The sequence below is a fragment of the Woodsholea maritima DSM 17123 genome (assembly GCF_000382325.1).
In the GTDB taxonomy this organism is placed as follows: Bacteria; Pseudomonadota; Alphaproteobacteria; order Caulobacterales; family Maricaulaceae; genus Woodsholea; species Woodsholea maritima.
Genome location: NZ_KB908059.1, coordinates 1 through 19,131 on the forward strand (window position 1 = coordinate 1; position 19,131 = coordinate 19,131).

The window sequence follows — 19,131 nt, forward strand, 5'->3', positions numbered from 1 at the left end:
CCTTTCGGCGTTTGTAGATAGCCTTGCCCCAGGGCGTCAGGCGATGGGCATCGGTCCGCTCGCGGGCGTCCTGCCAGACATGGCGGGTCAGGGTCCGTTCCGCTTTCGCATTGGAGGTACAAGAGGCCAGAAGCGGGCAGGTTCTGCAAATGGCCGGATCGGAGCGGTAGTGCTTGTAGCCGTTGCGATCCGTAGTAGCATAGGTCAGCAACTGGCCTTGCGGGCAGCGATAGCCGTCGGCCTGCTCCTCATAGGTGAAGGTTGACTTGCGCATCATGCCAGACTTCGGCGGGGCTGGCCTGCGGTAACCGGTCACCCCCAGAATGTCCCGCTCCTCCAGCCCCTTGGCGATGCCCGCTGTGGCGTAGCCCGCATCAAGCCCAACCGCCTTCACGTTGAAGTCGAAGCGCTGGCGCTGGCGATCCAGCCGGGAGAGATAAACGATGCTGTCATGCACATTGGCCGGTGTGGCAAAGGTGTCCGTGACGATCCCCAGCCGACCGTCCACCGTGCGGTGATCGAGATAGAAGAAGCCCTTGGGCTTGCCCTCGCGCACCATGTAGCCGCTGTCGGGATCGGTGCAGCTGACCTTGGTCTCCTTCACTTGCGGCTCCCGGACCTTCTCCTTCAGCGGCTTCTGGCCGTGCAGATTGCGCTCCGCCTCGATGGCCTTGTCCAGATCCGCCCAATAGTCGACACGGGACTTCTCGATCTGGGCCAGATCGTATTTGCCCTTGTTGGCATTCGCCTTCAGATGCGTGGAATCCGTATAGAGCACCGTGCCGTCGACAAGCTTGTGGGTGATCGCCTGGCTCACGATATGGTCGAAGATGTCCTGGGCCACGCTCGCGTCGTTGTAACGCCGCCGCCGGTTCTGGCTCAGCGTCGAGGCATCGAACACCTTGTCGCTCAGATTCAGCCGCAGGAACCACCGATAAGCCACGTTGACTTCTATCTCTCGAACCAGCTGGCGCTCCGAGCGGATGCCAAACAGATAACCGATGAACAAAGCCTTGAACATCAGCGTCGGATCCAGCGGCGGACGGCCATTGTCGGGGCAGTAAAGTCCCGCAACGCGATCATGGATGAACGAAAAGTCGATCACCGCGTCGATCTTGCGAAGCAAGTGATCGCTGGGAACCAAACTCTCGAGACTGACCAGCTCAAAAGCGGTCTGCTGGGGGGAGGGTTTCTTCAACATGAAACCAATGAATCAAAAACCCCCGGCAAAGGCCAGGGGTTTGTCAGCAGTCTGAGCCGGGCCTCTAGACCCGGCTTCTTTCATTTAAAGGCGTATCCCTTAGAAGGTCATGCGCAGAACAAAGCGTGCGACGTGACGGATGAAGTCTTCGCGCACATCCGCGTCATAGCCCAAGGTGAAGGTGGTGTAGTCAGAGCCCGCCGACAGGCCCAGGCCGATCAGCAAGCCGCTGCCCGGCAATTGTTCCGACTTCAGGCTAAACGGATTACCGTCTTTACCAAAGCGCGCCGTCGTTTCCATGACTTCATCGCCAAACTCATGACGATATCCTACGCGCAAGCTTGGCATCCACCAGCTATTGGCGTTCTCAAACTTACGCGCGAGGGTAAAGCTGGCCCCACCGGTGAAGCTGGTGGACTCGCGATCATCAACGATCAAGCCAATACCGGAGTTTTTGTCATTCTCGGTAAAGCCACTTTCGAACAGGGTCAGGTAAGTTACACCCAATTCTGGACGTAAAACCCATTTACCCCAATTGTAATCACGCCCGGCTTGCAAGGCAGCAACACCATGCCAGCCCGTCCAATCGGCGGTGGCGCGTTGATCGAAATTGCCGATTTTGATCCGGCGCTCTGATTCAAAGCTATCAAAGCCGATCCCGGCATAGCCGGATACATCAAATCCAGCGACGTCAGCTGCGGCATAGGCCCCAACCTGACCTGTGATGGTCACGAAAGGCTCATCTACGCCGTTGACTTCTTGAACTTCGCTGGCCGCACCGACCAGATTAACACCGGCCGCATAGAAAGGCCCGATGGGGCGGTCAAAGCCGATCGCCAGACCCACGCCATGACCGCGATAGCCTTCCGCCAGGGCAGAGCCGGAACGGTCCGCATAATAACCAAACTGCTCAACCCACAGACCCGCCATTGCATCAGGGGCCAGGCGTGCATTACGCAGGCGCGATTGCAAAGCCCCTGCAGAGGCATCATTAGAGGCCAAAGCAAATTGGATGCCGCTGGCGGCATATTCTGGCAGCAATTGGTTATAGGCTTCGAAGAAGGCATTGGCTTCTTTGATCGCGGCAAAAGCAGAGCTGAGGGTTTCTGAGGCGCTCATCGCGGTGAAGGCAGCATCATAGGCCGCCGCCTGGTTCGTGCTCATCCCCATATTTTCTGCGCTACGACGGCTAAGGGTCAAGCGGATGGAGTTGGCATTGTCGGGATTGCGCTCAAGCTTAACATCATAGAGGTAAGGGGTTTCGGTGGCGATGAAGACAGTCTCTTCATTCTCTACCGTCAAAGTCCCCGCAGTGATGATGTCATAAGTGCCGTTGGACCCGATCAAATCGTCCAAGCTGACAGCCAGGTCAGACCCGTTTTGGAACGTCACATTGCCAGAGGCATTAACGAAGGCCGTTGCGCCGGCGTCACCCACGCGTGCCGTGTCTTTATTCAGCGTAACATCCAAGACTGCCTGATCTTGGAAGGTGGCGTTGGACAGTTCAAGATTGTCGCGACCGCTGAGGGTCAAAGTGGCATCACCAACCGTGACATCCAACTGCCCATCGCTATCGTCGATATCACCCTTCAGCGCCGCGCCGCCCGATAACAGGAGCTGGTCGTGGCCGTCACCGAATTGAATATCGCCGGTGATGGAACCTGCGCGTATATCTAGAATGTCATCGCCTGAACCCAAGCGAATATCGCCGACAATCGCAGGAACTTTTGTGTCGGTCGTGACTGCATCATTTTGGGTGATCGTCAGGCCGGTGGTTTGCGCTGAGGCGTCAATGGCAACACGGGTATAATTCTCGACCTTGGCATCAGGGTGGATTTCGTTGGTAATGCCATCGCCGTCTGCGTCATAAAGGTCCAGAGGAAGCGCTGTCACGCCTGCGCTGATGGTACCGGTATTCGTCAACTCACTGAGTGAGTTGCTTTCAACCACAATCGCACGGGCCGATCCTGCGCGCGCAATAGTGGCCGCGATCGTCCCGTCATTCAATATACGTTCAATATCAGATCCAGCACGAATAACGATGGCGTTGGCTTCGTTGGCCATGCGCTCGTCCCAACCGGGAAGGCCGGGGGCCATTTTGTTATCTGTTTTATTGACCGAATTGTCGACATCGTTGAAGCCGTCATTGGCATAGCCCAGGCTGGTCGTCGCTCGAATTGTGCCTGAGTTATTGAGTGAGGCGACTTGAGCGTGTTCGCCAATCACAACCGCTTGCGCATCACCTTCATAAGATGTTGCCAGGACCGTTCCTGTGTTCTGGAAGCCACCTTGAACGATAACGGCGCGTACTTCAGTGGTCGTTGGGCCCGTTACGGTGCGCCCCATAATTAAGACGGCAGTGGTGTTTTTACCGTCAAACAGGCCCTCGCTTTGAATAAGGCCATCATTGACCACGCCATAATCCAGCGTTGCACCGGCATAATGATTGCGATCAAATTCAGCTTCGAGATTGACCTGGCCGATAACAACATCACCGGTGGCATCTTCACCCGGACGAATTTCTAGCGCAGGCGCTTCACCACGCGCGGTGATCGAGGCCCCATTTTGCGCTTCATTAATATCTGCCGTGTCTTTGTCGTCAGCATGTGAGCCAATGACGAAGACACCATTTTGAATGCTGCCTTGGATAAGCACGGCCGTGCCACCATTGATGTCATCATCGTTTTTATCCAGCAAACGCATGCTGGCTTCAAGCGAACGTTGCGAAATGCGATAACCAGAAACGGCGACATTCCCGGTAAAGCGCAAACCACCGCCGATATCCCCATCAACATAGACGCCTTCACCGCGTTGAGCCCCGGTCTCACCCGCATTACGTGGCGAGGTTACGCGCAAGGTACCCCCTACGGAGACATTGCCTGAAACGCTATTTTCAATCGAAAGCCCGCGCGAGTCTTCACCCACAATGGTGTTGCCGCCGGCCAAAGTGATATTGCCTGTAACAGGGGCTTGAACGCGAATGCCGTACGAATCTTGGCCCTCAACCGAAATGCGAGAGGATGAATCCTGTGTGATGTTACCAACAAAGGGAGTCGTGCCAGATACCAAGATCGCGGTTTTGTTACGTTCCTCAGAGAAGACGCCATCAACTTCGGTGTCAAATTTATCATCCGTATTGATGACACCATCGCGATTGGAATCATAGCGATCACCTTCACCAGGGGCACCATCATCGGCGGAGGCTTTAGCGACATAATCATCATTGAGATTAATTGCACCGCTTTGGTCAAAATTACCGGTATTTCCGCCTTGAAGCTCAACGCCAATCGCATTGCTTTGGTTGTTCACATTGATCTGTGAATTGGCTTCCATTTTGACGGTGTTGTTTGAATTTAAAACAACTGCCGGGCCGGTATTGTTTTCCAGGGTCACCCGGCCAGAGCCATTGATGACGATATTGTCGGCATTGTTATTGCCGTCAGCATTCGCCGTTGTTATTGGAGAATTGCGTGTGTCACCAACGGTTTGATCCGCAAGAGCAGGTGAAGCCAATAAGGCAGCCAAGGATGCGGCGGCAAAAAGGCGTTGGCGCATGAAGTCCCCTCCGAACACTGGGCTCCGGTTAATAACCGGACTCGTATCGGCTCGTTTTAACGAATGGAACCAGCCGCGTCGAGCGCAGAAACCGCCTTTGGACTGTAAAACATCGAAAATTAAAGAAAAGGCCGGGTCTTGGCCCGGCTTTGGCCATGTTTGCGCCATATTCTGAGCCGGCCACCAGGGCCTTTGGCCACAATTGAAGAGGTTCGAGAGGAAAGTCCCTCCCGAACCTTATGCATTAGAGCCGAACCAGGGTGAGGACGGGTTTGCCATTCGAGGTATGGGATTTAGAATGTCCTTTGGGTCCGATTAAGCCTTGAACGCGCTTTCGAAACGCAGAAAAGCTCTCAAACGTCACGACATCGACGGCCTGGTCTAAATCCAAGGCGATTTGATACCAGCCGGGTTCAACCTCTATGGCCGTGTGGATCGTCGCGATAAAGTCTTGGCCCAGATATTGACCTTTGACCCGATCACCCTTGGCCCAGGCACGCTCTTGCGCTTTTAAGGCGGCGCAATAGGTGTTCCAGTCGGCAAAGCCGTGGTTTTTGGCCAATACTTCCAAAGCCTGACTGTGGCTGATGGTTGTGCCAGCATCCGATAAGGCTTGGCGCAAATCACGGGCGGCCTGCTTGGCTGCGTCGAGCGGGGAAAGTGACGTATTCATCAGCGGCCCCCCTTCATTGTGATCCAGTGTTTGACATCAAATCCTGGCGGGGCGGTTTTCCAAAGCACATAGAGGGTGATGAGCAAAAGGCCGGCATTACTGGCTGGGCCTGACCACCAAATGCCGATCTCGCCCATCAAGGCCATCAAGAGGAAGACCAAAGGCAAGGCCAAAGCGTAGGGCTTGATCAAGAGGAGGAGGGCGGCATAGCCAGCCTTACCGATGGCTTGGTAATGCATGCCCACCATCACCAGTGGGCCATTAAGGCAGAAGAGCGCGATCATCACCGGCAAGATGCGGGCGACTTCCTGGATGACGGCGCGGTCACTTACGAAGAGCGCGCCGATAGGCTCGGCAAAAAGGGTCAAAACGCCTTGAGCCAGGGTCGAGAAGACCAAGGCACTGAGAAGGGCTGTCCTTAAGCTGGCGCGAGAGCGCTCATAGAACCCAGCCCCATAATTATGCCCCGTAATGGTTTGCATCGCCTGGGAAAGGCCGAGCAAAGGTAGATAGAGGAAGGTGGTGATGCGGGTAATCACCCCATAGGCCGCAACACTGGCCGCATAATGGGGTGTCTGGCTCCATTGCAATGCCAGCATAATCGCCATGGAATTGAGCGCGAGGCCAATGAAGTTGAGGCTTTGCGGGGCCCCTAAAGCCAGAATACGGCCCCAGTGGTCACGCCAATCGGCGCTGAGTGTTGTGGGAAGCTTCAGCACGCTGCCCGCGCGCAGCCGGTAAAAAATCACCAGAGCGAAGGCGAGCGCCTGGGCGAGAAGGGTGCCATAGGCTGATCCCGCCACGCCCAGCTTCAGCGCGCTAATCAATATCCAGTTAAAACCAATATTGGCGAGCGAGACCAGAACCGACAGCCCGGCCATCAAGGCGACACGGCCTTCATTGCGCAGGCCATCGCCATGTAGGCTGAGCATGAACATCAAGGGGGAGCCCAAGATCATAATGCGCAGATAGGTCAGGGCCATTTCGCCTAATTCATCTGCGCCATGGGCGGCGAAGCGCACAAAGGGCGCACCGGCGATCACAAAGACCACGATCAGGCTAAGGCATAAGGTCAGCGCCAAGGCGTGGGCACTGGCAAAGGTGGTGTTGGCACCTTCAAAGTCTCTTGCGCCTAGCTGGCGCGCGATCAGGCTCGACATCCCGCTGGATGTCAGGGTTGAAAGCGCGATGACGCCCATATGGATGGGAAAGATTAAAGTTACGGCGCTGAGCGCGTCAGCGCCGACAAAATGACCTAAGAACAGCGCATCGGCGAGCGATAGCATACCATTCAGGCTCATCACCAAGATGATGGGTAAGGCTGTGCGTATGTATACCGGACCCAAAGGGCCATGGGTAAATCGAGATTCCGGGTGGGTCGTCATGTCCCATATCCTCTAGCGTATCGCATCAAGGGATAGTCACCCGCATTACCATCCACGCGATCATCGCGAAGACAAAAGACATGTTCAAAAGACAGAACTTCACCAAGACCGAAGGTCCGCGGGCGGCGGGCGTCTGTAGCCTGGCCCAGCTCCTAAGCCAGGCGGGATGGGACGTCAAGGTGCGCTGTGCAAGGATTATTCTAAATATTCAAATGAAAACGGCCCGCGATTCGGGATCGCGAGCCGTATCCATGGAGCGTTCGAAAGGACGAAGATCCATCCTTCTCACGCCATAAAGTCTATTAGCAAGAATAGTAGAGGTCAAACTCAACAGGATGCGGATGCATCTCGTAACGCAGAACCTCTTTCATTTTCAGCTCGATGTAAGAATCGATCTGATCATCATCCATGACATTGCCTTTTTTCAGGAAGTCACGATCACGGTCGAGCGATTCCATGGCTTCACGCAGCGAACGGCAAACCGTTGGGATGTCTTTCAGCTCAGCCGGTGGCAGATCATAAAGATCCTTATCCATCGCTTCGCCGGGATGAATGCGGTTTTCAATCCCATCCAGACCGGCCATCAACAGCGCGGCAAAGGTCAGATATGGATTGCCCGCTGGGTCCGGGAAGCGGGTTTCGATCCGCTTGGCCTTAGGTGAGCTGACATGGGGAATACGGATCGAGGCTGAACGGTTGCGGGCCGAATAGGCGAGCAGGACCGGCGCTTCGAAGCCTGGAACCAGGCGCTTATACGAATTGGTGGCCGGGTTGGCGAAGGCGTTGATGGCGCGCGCGTGCTTAATGATACCGCCGATATAGTGCAGGCAGGTTTCAGACAGGCCTGCATATTGATCACCCGCAAATAAAGGCTTGCCGTCTTTCCAAATTGACTGGTGAACATGCATGCCAGATCCGTTATCGCCAAACATCGGCTTGGGCATGAAGGTTGCGGTCTTGCCATAGGCCGCCGCCACCATATGCACGGTGTATTTATAAAGCTGCATGCGGTCAGCCATGGTGGTGAGGCTGGAGAATTTCATACCCAATTCATGCTGAGCCGGAGCCACTTCATGGTGATGCTTTTCAGGTTCCAGACCCAGCTCGGTCATCACAGAGAGCATTTCAGAGCGCATGTCCTGACCCGAATCGACCGGACCAACAGGGAAATACCCGCCTTTAACGCCCGGACGGTGGCCCAGATTGCCACCTTCCATTTCGGTCCAGGAATTGTGTGGCATTTCTTCTGAATCAATGGCGTAGCCCGTATGTTCGCCCTTGGTTGTCCAGCGTGCATCGTCAAACACAAAGAACTCGGCTTCTGGGCCGAAATAGGCCGTATCGCCAATGCCAGAGGCGGCCATGAACAGCTCAGCCTTTTTCGCGGTCGAGCGGGGATCGCGGTTGTAATCCTCACCCGTTGAAGGATCGAGGATGTCACACATGATGGCGAGCGTATTTTGCTGGCAGAAGGGGTCAAGCACGGCCGTTTTCGGATCGGGCTTCATGACCATGTCAGACTCGTTGATGGCTTTCCATCCGGCGATGGATGAGCCGTCAAACATCTGACCTTCTTCAAAGAAGTCTTCATCCACCATCGACTTGTCAAAGGTCACATGGTGCATTTTCCCGCGCGGATCGGTAAAGCGCAGGTCCACATAATCAATGTCTTCATCATGAATGCGTTTGAGAAGGTCGTCGGACATGGGGCTATTCCTCTGGTTCAGCAAGATGCGCGATCAAGCGCGTGTGACGATACGAAAACAGGTTTCAAACACACTGGGTTCCGCGCGCAAGGTGCACGCGGGGCGAGGGGAGAGGTTTCAGGCAGTTTGCCCGTCTGGGCAGCATGAATGCCTGAATGATGGGCAAGTGCGGAGTAAAATGAACATGGTTAGCGAATGCGTAACCAAGTTCGGTGAAGATGCAATCTGATGGTAGCTGGGGCGGACAAAATTGTCCGCAAAAAATATGCAGGAGGCATAGATGCGGGCTGGTTTTGGTCAAGTTTCCCTTATGGGTATGAGTGTATGTGTTCTGGCGCTGGGCATCAGTGCACAAGTGCGCGCACAAGAGGTGTCCGGCAATGTCGGATTGGTCAGCGATTATCGCTTCCGCGGTGTGTCCCTTAGCGATGAGATTTTCGCCATTCAAGGCGGGCTGGACGCTGATTTCGGCAATGGCTTTGCCGTTGGCACCTGGGCGTCCAGCATTGACCAGATCGATAATTCCGAAGTCGAGCTGGATCTTTATGCCAATTATAGCGGTGAAGCCCAAGGGTTCAGCTATGGTGTCGGCGCGATCCTTTATCTTTATCCCGGCAGTGAAGATACCTCATACTATGAGTTTCTGGCCCATGTCGGCATGAATACCGGTATGCTTGCCAATACGGTTGGGATCGCTTGGGCACCTGAGCAAGACAATCTCAACGATGAAGATAATTTTTATGTGTACTACTCGGCTGAAGCGCCGCTGGGTGAAAGCGGCTTTAGCTTGCTTGGCGGGGTCGGGTATGAAAGTGGTGCCTTTGGTGACATCGACAGTGATGGCGATGACAAGATTGACTGGCACCTGGGTGTGGGCGCGGCGGCCTTTGGTGTGGATTGGTCTTTGACCTATATCGACACCAGTGAAGATGATGATTTGTCAGACGAAACCATCGTGGTGAGCCTGAAGAAAAGTCTCTAATTCAGGATATAAAAAAGCCCCGGTCTGGCCGGGGCTTTTTTGTGTCTTTGAAGGTTTAAAGCGCGTCGTCGCCGGTTTCCCCGGTGCGAATGCGGATGGCGTTTTCAACCGGTAGGACGAAGATTTTCCCGTCCCCGATCCGGCCTGTGGCCGCGGCGGTCTGGATCGCTTCGATGACGGCTTCGACACGTTGATCGGGAACCACTAGCTCGATTTTGATCTTGGGCAGGAAGTCCACGACATATTCTGCGCCACGATAAAGCTCGGTATGGCCTTTTTGCCGACCAAAGCCCTTGGCCTCGGTCACGGTCAGACCTTGCAGACCGATATCTTGCAGGGCCTCTTTAACATCATCGAGCTTGAACGGCTTGATGATCGCTTCGATTTTTTTCATCTCTCGATACTCCCGCAGAGCCTTGAGGCAAAACTAGGCGTATTTGGCCCCAATCGCCTAGCGTCTTGTCTGTATCCGATAAGGGAAAAATCACTTATGTCGCGATGGGGGGCGTTCATGCACAAATATGACGCATTCTTCGCCAAATGGGACTATGCAAGGGTTAGCTGCGCAATCCAAGCTGCATCACAGCCAAAGATTTTGATCAGATCTCCCCACAAAGCGCTTAAGATCGGTTATAGCCCTCTGAAGTCCGCTTTTATCTTTCTACCCTGTTCCGAGCCGATACCCTCATGAGCGATACCCCCACCGAGCGTCCCAAACTCAGCCAAACCGATCTAGATGCGTTGGAGCTGCACCGCGCTGAACCTGCGGGCAAGCTGGCGCTGCACCCGACCAAGCCGATGGCGACCCAGCGCGATTTGGCGCTGGCCTATTCACCCGGTGTGGCGGCACCGGTGCGCGCGATCGCTGAAGACCCCGATGCGGTCTATGATTATACCTCCAAGGGGAATATGGTTGGGGTGGTCTCTAACGGGACGGCCATTCTGGGGCTAGGTAATCTGGGCGCGGCGGCCTCTAAGCCGGTGATGGAGGGTAAGTCCGTCCTCTTCAAGCGCTTTGCCGATATTGATTCTTTCGATCTGGAGATCACTTACACCGATCCCGAAGCCTTCATCGCCTGCGTCAAAGGCTTTGGTGACAGCTTTGGCGGCATCAATCTGGAAGATATCAAATCTCCAGAATGCTTTGAAATTGAACGCCGCCTGCGTGAAGAGCTGGATATTCCGGTTTTTCATGATGATCAGCACGGCACCGCGATCATTGCGGCGGCGGGCCTGATCAATGCCTGTCATCTAACGAACCGTAAGTTTGAGGACATCAAGCTGGTTCTGGTCGGGGCCGGGGCGGCTGGGCTTTCGGTTCTGGAGCTGGTCAAATCCATGGGCGTGCGCGATGAGCATGTCACGGTGGTCGATATCGAAGGCGTGGTGCATACGGGCCGTAATGATCTGCATGATCGCCTGCGCAAGCATGCGCGCGAGACCGAGCTTCGTACGTTGGACGAGGCGGTTGTTGATGCTGACGTCCTGCTGGGCCTGTCTGCGGCGGGGGTTGTGAAGCCCTCAATGGTGAAATCCATGGCCGCTGATCCGATCATTTTCGCCATGGCCAATCCGACGCCGGAAATTATGCCCGATGAAATCAAGGCCGTGCGCTCTGATGCCATCATCGCGACCGGGCGTTCTGATTTCCCCAACCAAGTCAATAACGTCCTGGGCTTTCCTTATATCTTTCGCGGGGCCTTGGATGTGCGTGCGCGCACCATTAATGAAGAAATGAAGCTGGCCGCAGCGCGCGCTCTGGCCGAACTCGCCCGTCAAGATGTGCCCGATGAGGTCAATAATGCGTACAAAGGTAAGCAGCTGAAATTTGGGCGCGATTACATCATTCCGGCGCCGTTTGATCCGCGCCTGATTTCTTGGGTGCCGCCCTATGTGGCCAAGGCCGCGATTGAAACCGGCGTCGCGCGCAAGCCCATCGTTGATGAAGAGGCCTATCGCCATCGCTTGGCGAGCCGTCTTGATCCGACGGCGGCGATGCAGCAGCGTATCTCCAACATTATCCGGCCTGAGCAAAAACGCATCGTCTTTGCTGAAGGTGAGGAATTGAGCGTTATTCGCGCTGCCCACGCCTTCCAAAGTCAGGGCCTGGGCAAGGCCGTTCTGGTGGCGCGCGAAGAAGTGGCCCGCGCCAATATGAAAGATCTGGGCCTTGAAGATTGCGGGCTTGAAATCTGGAATGCGCGTCTGTCCGATCGCAATCCTGATTATGTCGATTTCCTCTACAAGCGCTTGCAACGCAAAGGCTTTCTGCGCCGCGACGTGCAGCGTCTGGTTAATCAGGATCGTAACGTCTTCTCCGCCTGTATGGTGAAATTTGGCGATGCCGATGGCATGGTCACCGGGGTGACGCGCCATGTCACCACCGTGTTGAAAGACATTCGCCATGTTCTGGATGAAGCCCAACATACCCGCCTGATGGGGGTCTCTGTGGCCATGGCGCGCGCGCGCACCTTGGTCATTGGTGATACCAATGTGACCGAGTTTCCTGATTCTGAGGCCTTGGCCGATATCGCCATGGGTGCGGCAGAGGTGGCGCAAAAGCTGGGCCTGATCCCTCGGGTCGCCTTCCTCTCATACTCCTCCTTCGGCAACCCACCGGGTGTGCGAACCGAGAAAATCCAGCGCGCGGTCGATATCTTGGATACGCGCGGCGTGGCCTTCGAATATGAGGGCGAGATGGCTGCGGACCTGGCCTTAAACCCTAATCACCGTGAGATTTATCCCTTTTCGCGCTTGACCGATGCGGCCAATGTCCTGGTGATGCCGGCGGTGCACTCGGCCTCGATCGCGACGCGTCTTTTAAAGGCCGCAGGGGGAGCCACTGTGATCGAAGGCCTGTTGATGGGGCTGGAATGCTCGGTGCAGGTTGCGCGTTTGGGGGCCAGTGTCTCTGATATTGTCAATCTGGCCAGCATGGCGGCCTTTGACCTGACCCATCGTAAAGTTTCGGTTTCGAAATCATAAAGCTTTGGCCCCTCTATCAATTGAATGAGGGGGCCCCTACTTTGTCCGGTTCAAGACGCACCATCACGCCAAGGGCGACTATTGTCACGACTACGTTAGGCGCAGTGTGATGGTCTGGCGCGGCGCTTCGACGCGGCGTAAGGTGCCAGAACGATTAAGGACGGGGACGAGACATGGCGAATGCAAGAACTAGTGATATGACCCAGGGGCCGGTGTTCGGCCATATGCTGCGCCTGTTCGTTCCGATGAGTTTCGCCATTCTGGCCTTTATGGCAGTCGGGGTAATTGATACCTATTGGATGGGGAAGCTGGGCGTGGCCCAACAGGCCGCCGGGCAAATGGCCTGGCCGGTCATCATGTTCATTATGAGCTTTTCCATCGGCCTGGGGGCGGGGACCGTTTCTGTCGTCTCACGCGCGGCGGGGCGTAAAGATGGCGCGTCCATTCCGCGCCTGTGCACCGATGCGATGATTTTGGCCTTTCTGGTGGTGGCTGTTGTCTCCGTTCTTGGGGTCTTGCTGATTGATCCGGTGTTCCGCCTGATGGGGGCCTCCGACGTGGTCATGCCGCATGTGCGCGATTTCATGCAGATCTATTTCGCCGGAACCTTATTTGCCGTAGTGCCTATGATTGCGTCGAATGTATTGCGCGCCCAGGGCCATTCGTTCTGGCCCAGCATGCTGATGCTGGTCGCGGCCTTTGTAAATATGGCGCTTGATCCCCTTTTGATCTTTGGCTGGGGACCGTTTCCGGAAATGGGGGTACAAGGGGCTGCCTTGGCGACCGTCATTTCCAACATGATCACGGCAAGCTTGATGTTTGGCTTGTTGGTCAAGGAAAAACTGGTCTCGCTTGCTCTGCCCAAGCTCGCACCTATGCTGGAGCACTGGGCCGAGGTCACCCATGTCGGCATCCCGGCGGCAGCCTCCAACATGATCAATCCGATGGCGCTGTTCTTGACCACGGCCGCCGCCGCGATGTTTGGCGATGCCGCCATTGCGGGCTTTGGCGCTGCGCGCGGGGTAGAGATGTTCACCATCGTGCCCTTCTTTGCGCTCTCTGCGGTCATTGGCATTCTGACAGGCCAAAATGGCGGGGCCGGGATTACCGATCGGGTACGCGAATCCTTTCGCAAGGCTTTCCTTTTTTGTGCGGCCTGGTCAGGGGCGATGGCGGCCTTGCTGTGGGTTTTCAGCCCCTATATTGCGCGCTTGATGTTGCCTGCTGTCGAAGCGCAAGACGTGGCTCGTACCTATTGGGCGATCGTGCCCATTACTGTGGGCGGCTATGGAATCGCCATGGCGGCAAGCGCGGGCTTCAATGGCCTGGGGCGTCCGATCAATGGTATTGCGATCAATTTCGTGCGCTGCCTGGTATTGGTCGCGCCGCTGGCTTGGCTGGGCGCGTTTCTGACGGGTATTGACGGCGTGATTTATGGCGTAGCGGCGGGGAATGCCCTGACCGGTATTGGTGCATCCATCTATGTGCTGCGCTTTGCGCCCATGAGTGCCACGCAAAGAAAGCGCAAGGCCGCAGCGCCCACGGCCCCCAGTGAAGGCGAAAGCGTTGAGGCTTAACGCCGGATCACAACGCCCGCTAACTCGATTTTGTCATTCAGTCCCGGATGGGGGTAGGGGCGCAGCGCCGCCTCCTCTGGGAAACACCAATATTGATCTGAGAAAAGGTCACGCATGGCCGCGATGTCACAGCCATAGGGCGGCCCGCCGCGCTCTTCCTTTTGCATGAACAGCGCCAATAATTGCCCGCCCGGGCGCAGCCAATCTCTCACAGCACGTTCATAATCTTGGCGTTGATGGGGGTGCAGCGCACACAGGAAAGTCTGCTCATAGACATGATCGAAGGGGCTATCTGAGCGCCAGGTCAGACCATCGCCTTCGACAAAGTGCGCGCTCACTCCGCCCTGCGTGAATGTATCGCGCTGCCAGGCCATCGCGCTCGGGGCCATGTCCAGCACAGTCACATCAAGCCCCGCCTGCGCGGCGGCCAAAGGCTCCAAACTGCGTCCGCACCCGGGAAAGAGTATGCGCTCAGTGGGCTTCAATATGCCATGCTTGAGCCCATCCATTAAGGCCGGATGCACACTTTTGCGCTCCCATGGTGTGGCATCCGCTTGAAAGCGTGCCTCCCAATCCACGGCCGAACGCACGCGGTTGTCATCATCAAAATCCGGGGCGGGGGGAACTGTATCTGACATGCGGGTCCATCTTGCCTTTCATGCGAAGATTGATAGGAAAGATAAACCACATGCGGATGTGGCGAAATTGGTAGACGCACTAGATTTAGGTTCTAGCGGGGCGACCCGTGGGGGTTCAAGTCCCTCCATCCGCACCACTCTTTCCTTATTTCCCGCTGCGCTCGACCCGCATTTGTCGCCGATCTCGGCGTTGGGGTCGATGCTCACATGGGACGCGCTCAAGGCTGAGGGCGTCGAGCCTAGCCGTAAGATGAGTGCCAATTTTTCTCTTAAAAATTAAGATCCCCGCTAAAGCTGCGGGCGCGATCTATTTTAAGCCCTACCGGCTATCGCCGACTTGAGGGCGCTTTCTCTTTGCCCTACCGGCTATCGGCTACTTGAGGGCAGCGCTTGCGGCCCAATGGCCGAAATTGATCATTTCTCTAATAAAAAAGAATTGTCATCCCGGACGAACGCAGTGAGATCCGGGACCTATGAAGTTTGCCAGTAAAGCGCATAGATCCCCGATCAAGTCGGGGATGACCGTTTTTATATATATCCTCGCTTTGCTGCGGGCCGTTGGCCCGATATGTCCTCCCCTGCAAAGCGGGGGAGGTGGTCCGTTAGGACCGGAGGGGGCGATTTTTGTGAAGTCTCAGCGCACCGCATAGACAGCAAAAAAGATCTGTCATCCCGTAGAAGCGTTAGCGCACATTCGGGATTTATAAACATGGCCATCACGCTCAATAGATCCCGGCTCAAGGCCGGGATGACTGGTTTAGAGGTTTTGTCATGCCAGACTTGATCTGGCATCCCTGGCGTAAGTGTGCATCACATTCTGATTGACCAGAACTAAGCTCAACCCGTCCAGCATGGACCCCGGATCACGTCCGGGGTGAGAGTATTTTTCAATCCTCGCTTCACTGCGGGCGGACACCCTTAGAATGCCCTATCGGCGATCGCCTACTTGAGGGCGCTCGTCCTTGCGGGCTGTCGTCCGATATGTCCTCCCCTGCAAAGCGGGGGAGGTGGTCCGACAGGACCGGAGGGGGCGTGTTATTGTTTGTCATCCTCGCTTCGCGGTGGCAGGCTCTGATTGTCTAATGGCTTGTAAGGGATGTCCAACCTTCCTAAAGTGCGTGAGCCTAGAGGGGAACGCTATGAGTGAAGATGTCATCGCGCGCTTTGATGCCGCGTGGACAGCGCTGGCCCGCGATCTCGCCTTAGAGGCTGACTTGGCAACGGCCTGCGCCCAAAGTGTGCGCACCCATTATGCTGAACCGCACCGCCATTATCATACGCTTCGCCATATCGTCAGCCTGCTTGAGGGCGCGCGTGATTTGCGGGATCACTTTGAAAATTGGGATGCAGTGCGTTTGGCCATCGTCTTTCATGATGTGATCTATGATGTAGCCAAGTTTGATAATGAGCATCAGAGCGCGCTTTTGTTGGCTGAAATGCTGGGCGAATATATAGATGGGGAGGTATTGATCCAGGCCCAGCGCACGATCGAAGCCACCCAGCGCCATGTCGCGACACCCTGGAGCGATACCAATCTGGTCATCGATCTTGATATGGCCATTATGGGCCAGCCTTGGCCGGTCTATGCGCGTTACCTTGAAGCCGTGCGCGCCGAATATGTCCCCATCTATGGCGAGGAGATGTATCGCCAAGGCCGTATGGCTCTGTTTTTAGAACCGACCTTGCAAAAGCCCTCCATTTTTCTGACCGCACCCTTTACCGCTTTGGATGATCAGGCCCACGCGAATATCCTGCGAGAATTGTCGCTTCTAAACACCGTTTAGGCGAGGGACGGCTTTACCCTGGATCTTTAAATAATGTTGGAACCTATCGGATTTTTATGGGTTTCAACATATCATCGCATAATGTTATCTCGCTTTTTTGACGCACTCGCATTAGGGTAAAGCGTCATCACCCATCCCCGTCTCATCGTTCACAAGGAGCCCACATGGAGCATCTGGCCAGCGCCCCTGAAGCCCAAGAAGAAGAGACGAATGCCGGTGATGTCTCGATGAAGCTGGTGGCTGAGGTTGCGGGTGCTGTGGCGGATCGCGATGGGCCGCTTATTCGCCATTTATTTGCCGATTTGCACCCGGCCGATGCGGCGGACTTGCTTGAGCAGCTCTCTTATGAGCAACAAGAACTGATCGCGGCTCTGGCCCCGGATGTTCTGACCGGTGAGGTTCTGGCCGAACTGGCCGAAGATACTCGCGCTGACTTTATCGAAGTGCTTGACCCGGCTCATATCGCTGAAGCGATCATGGAGCTGGATTCCGATGACATGACCATGATGGTCGAGGAGTTGGAACCGGATGTGCGCGAGCAGGTTCTGGCCGGCGTGCCAGACGCTGAGCGTGAGCGCCTGGAAAGCTCGCTCGCCTTTGATGAGGAAACCGCCGGGCGCTTGATGCAGCGCGAATTCGTCGCCGCGCCATTGTTCTGGACCGTGGGCGATGTCATCGACCATATGCGCAGTAAAGCCGAAGATCTGCCCGATCTCTTTTTTGAAATTTTCGTGGTCGATGAAAGCTTCCGCCCTATTGGTGTGATCGCCATCAGCCATCTGTTACGGGCCGCACGCTCAACGCGTTTGGAGGTCTTGATGGAAGCGCCTCATGTGGTGATCCGTCCGGAAGATGATCAGGAAGAGGCGGCCTATCTCTTTGAAAAATATCACTTGATCTCGGCCCCGGTGGTGGATGATGCGGGGCGGTTGACCGGTATGTTGACCGTGGATGACATGGTCGATGTTATCCAGGAAGAAAACAAAGAAGACTTGCTGGCTCTGGCCGGGGTGAATGATGCCGGTCTGGCCGATACGGTGTTAAGCTCGGTGCGTTCGCGCGCGCCGTGGCTGTTTGTCAATTTGCTGACGGCCGTGGTGGCGTCAGGCGTTATTGCGCTGTTTGATCAGGCGATCAGCCAATTGGTGGCTTTGGCGGTTTTGATGCCGATTGTCGCCTCGATGGGGGGGAATGCCGGTACGCAATCGCTGACCGTTGCGGTGCGGGCGCTGGCCTCGCGCGATCTAACCTCCAGCAATACCCGCCGTGTGATCTGGCGCGAGGTGGCCACAGGAATTTTGAACGGCCTTATCTTCGCCATCGTTATGGCGATAGTGGCCGTGATCTGGTTTCAAAGCTTTGACTTGGCTTGGGTTATTGCTGTGTCGATGGTGGTTAATCTCTCCTGTGCAGGCCTGGCGGGCATTGCCATCCCGGTGGCCTTGAAACATTTTGGCGCTGACCCGGCGGTGGCGTCTTCGGTATTTGTGACGACCGTAACCGATGTGGTCGGATTTTTTGTTTTCCTGGGGCTTGGGGCCTGGGTCTTACTACCCAATATAGGGTAGAGCCTTAGCGATCAGGGGGGGCATAATGAAAACGATTATGGGTATGCTTGTGGCCCTGATCTTAGTGGCCGGTGCCGTTTTTGGTGTTGGTCACGCGCAAGATAGCGATGATCCCTTTGCGAATTTAGGCCCTGCAGGTCAGCTCAGTCTCACCTCAGGCCCGTGGCAAATGGGTGAGCCCCTACCTGAAGCGCGCGCGGGTCTGAATGCGGTGAGCCTTGATGGGCTGATTTATGCTGCGGGGGGTGCCGGCCTGGTTGCCCCACGCGATGAATTCACCGTCTTCGATCCTGAACTGGGGCGCTGGCGCAATCTTGATTCCTTGCCTGAGGGGCTGGAGCGCTTTGGCATGGCGGTCTTTATGGGGCGTATCTATATCGCCGGGGGCTTTCACACCCAAGAGGTAGAAGAAAGCTCGAACCCCTTCGCTCAAGAGCAAGCCGCAGGCACCGAGCCGACCCGCGCCATGTGGTCCTATGGGCCTGAAGAGGGTAAATGGCGCAGCGAAGCCGATATGCCAGGGCCAAAGACCGCCTTTTCGCTGTTGGCGGTCAATGACAAGCTCTATGCCATCGGGGCCGGTCAGGCGGGTGTTTATGAATTTGATGCAGATGCAGAGCTGTGGGATGCCATCGAAGCCCCTCAAGAGGTGAACCGACCCGGTGCGGGCGGTATTGTCTGGCAGGATAAGATTTATATCCTGGGCGGGGTATTGAACGGCAAAGCGACATCCAGGGTTGATGTTTACGATCCGCAAACGCGCCAATGGTCTTTGGGCACTGCATTACCTCAGGCCCGTGCCGGGCATGCAATCGCGCTTTATAACAATGCCTTGCATGTGATGGGGGGGCGCAATGAAGATTTATCTATCACGCTAAATGATCATCTCATACTGGCCCCCGGCGCAGATCACTGGCAAAGTGCGCCTGGCCTGATCACGCCGCGCACGGATGCCGCTGCGGTGAGTGTGGGGGAGGCTCTATATCTTATAGGCGGGGGAGCAGGCTCAGGCTTCTTTGCACCCTTCACGGCGATGCGATCTGTGGATATTTTCACCGCAAATCGTTAAACCGGCGT

The 19,131-nt window shown here is 55.8% G+C and carries 13 protein-coding genes and 1 tRNA gene; 7 read left to right on the top strand and 7 right to left on the bottom strand.

What is annotated here, in order from left to right:
- The 5 genes from H151_RS0110275 to glnA form a co-directional block, all read right to left on the bottom strand.
- On the bottom strand, window positions 1-1,201 hold a 1,201-nt coding region (locus tag H151_RS0110275), incomplete at its 3' end, for an IS1182 family transposase (RefSeq protein WP_019961579.1).
- Window positions 1,202-1,300: 99 nt separating this feature from the next.
- A complete protein-coding gene (locus H151_RS0110280) occupies window positions 1,301-4,756 on the bottom strand; it encodes an autotransporter outer membrane beta-barrel domain-containing protein (RefSeq protein WP_019961580.1) in 3,456 nt (1,151 codons plus the stop codon).
- Window positions 4,757-5,000: 244 nt separating this feature from the next.
- Complete coding sequence (locus H151_RS0110285) at window positions 5,001-5,429, bottom strand: glyoxalase superfamily protein (RefSeq protein ID WP_019961581.1); 429 nt, start codon at window positions 5,427-5,429, stop codon at window positions 5,001-5,003.
- The gene (locus H151_RS0110290; RefSeq protein WP_019961582.1) at window positions 5,429-6,814 is read right to left on the bottom strand and encodes an MATE family efflux transporter; all 1,386 of its coding nucleotides are present in this window, start codon (window positions 6,812-6,814) and stop codon (window positions 5,429-5,431) included. The genes H151_RS0110285 and H151_RS0110290 overlap by 1 nt, the downstream gene beginning before the upstream one ends.
- Window positions 6,815-7,116: 302 nt before the next feature.
- Entirely contained in the window at window positions 7,117-8,520 is a 1,404-nt protein-coding gene (glnA, locus tag H151_RS0110295) for a type I glutamate--ammonia ligase (protein WP_019961583.1), read from the bottom strand.
- 280 nt (window positions 8,521-8,800) lie between these two features.
- Here glnA and H151_RS0110305 point away from each other — a divergent pair, with 280 nt between their 5' ends.
- Complete coding sequence (locus H151_RS0110305) at window positions 8,801-9,502, top strand: TorF family putative porin (protein ID WP_019961585.1); 702 nt, start codon at window positions 8,801-8,803, stop codon at window positions 9,500-9,502.
- A 55-nt stretch (window positions 9,503-9,557) separates the two neighbouring features.
- On the opposite strand, the gene H151_RS0110310 is transcribed toward H151_RS0110305, so the two are convergent.
- Window positions 9,558-9,896, bottom strand: coding sequence for a P-II family nitrogen regulator (locus H151_RS0110310; RefSeq protein WP_019961586.1), 339 nt, complete (start codon window positions 9,894-9,896; stop codon window positions 9,558-9,560).
- 293 nt (window positions 9,897-10,189) lie between these two features.
- On the opposite strand from H151_RS0110310, the gene H151_RS0110320 reads away from it, so the two are divergent.
- Complete coding sequence (locus H151_RS0110320) at window positions 10,190-12,487, top strand: NADP-dependent malic enzyme (RefSeq protein WP_019961588.1); 2,298 nt, start codon at window positions 10,190-10,192, stop codon at window positions 12,485-12,487.
- 173 nt (window positions 12,488-12,660) lie between these two features.
- Window positions 12,661-14,064 carry an MATE family efflux transporter gene (locus tag H151_RS16150; protein WP_051088975.1) on the top strand — a complete coding sequence of 468 codons (1,404 nt, stop codon included), beginning with the start codon at window positions 12,661-12,663 and terminating at the stop codon, window positions 14,062-14,064.
- Here the strand turns inward: H151_RS16150 and H151_RS0110330 are convergent.
- Complete coding sequence (locus H151_RS0110330; protein WP_019961590.1) at window positions 14,061-14,702, bottom strand: methyltransferase domain-containing protein; 642 nt, start codon at window positions 14,700-14,702, stop codon at window positions 14,061-14,063. The genes H151_RS16150 and H151_RS0110330 overlap by 4 nt on opposite strands.
- Before the next feature lie 52 nt (window positions 14,703-14,754).
- Here H151_RS0110330 and H151_RS0110335 point away from each other — a divergent pair.
- The 4 genes from H151_RS0110335 to H151_RS0110350 all read left to right on the top strand — a co-directional run bounded on the left by H151_RS0110335 (window position 14,755) and on the right by H151_RS0110350 (window position 19,123).
- Window positions 14,755-14,839 (top strand) — tRNA-Leu (locus H151_RS0110335).
- Window positions 14,840-15,841: 1,002 nt separating this feature from the next.
- Window positions 15,842-16,486 (top strand): HD domain-containing protein, encoded by a 645-nt coding sequence (locus H151_RS16155; protein WP_019961591.1) that lies wholly within the window; start codon window positions 15,842-15,844, stop codon window positions 16,484-16,486.
- Between the two features lie 164 nt (window positions 16,487-16,650).
- On the top strand, window positions 16,651-18,054 hold the full coding sequence (mgtE, locus tag H151_RS0110345) for a magnesium transporter (protein ID WP_019961592.1): 1,404 nt from the start codon (window positions 16,651-16,653) through the stop codon (window positions 18,052-18,054).
- 25 nt (window positions 18,055-18,079) lie between these two features.
- Window positions 18,080-19,123: a Kelch repeat-containing protein gene (locus tag H151_RS0110350; RefSeq protein WP_019961593.1), complete on the top strand. Its 1,044-nt coding sequence runs from the start codon at window positions 18,080-18,082 to the stop codon at window positions 19,121-19,123.
- Window positions 19,124-19,131: the final 8 nt, after the last annotated feature.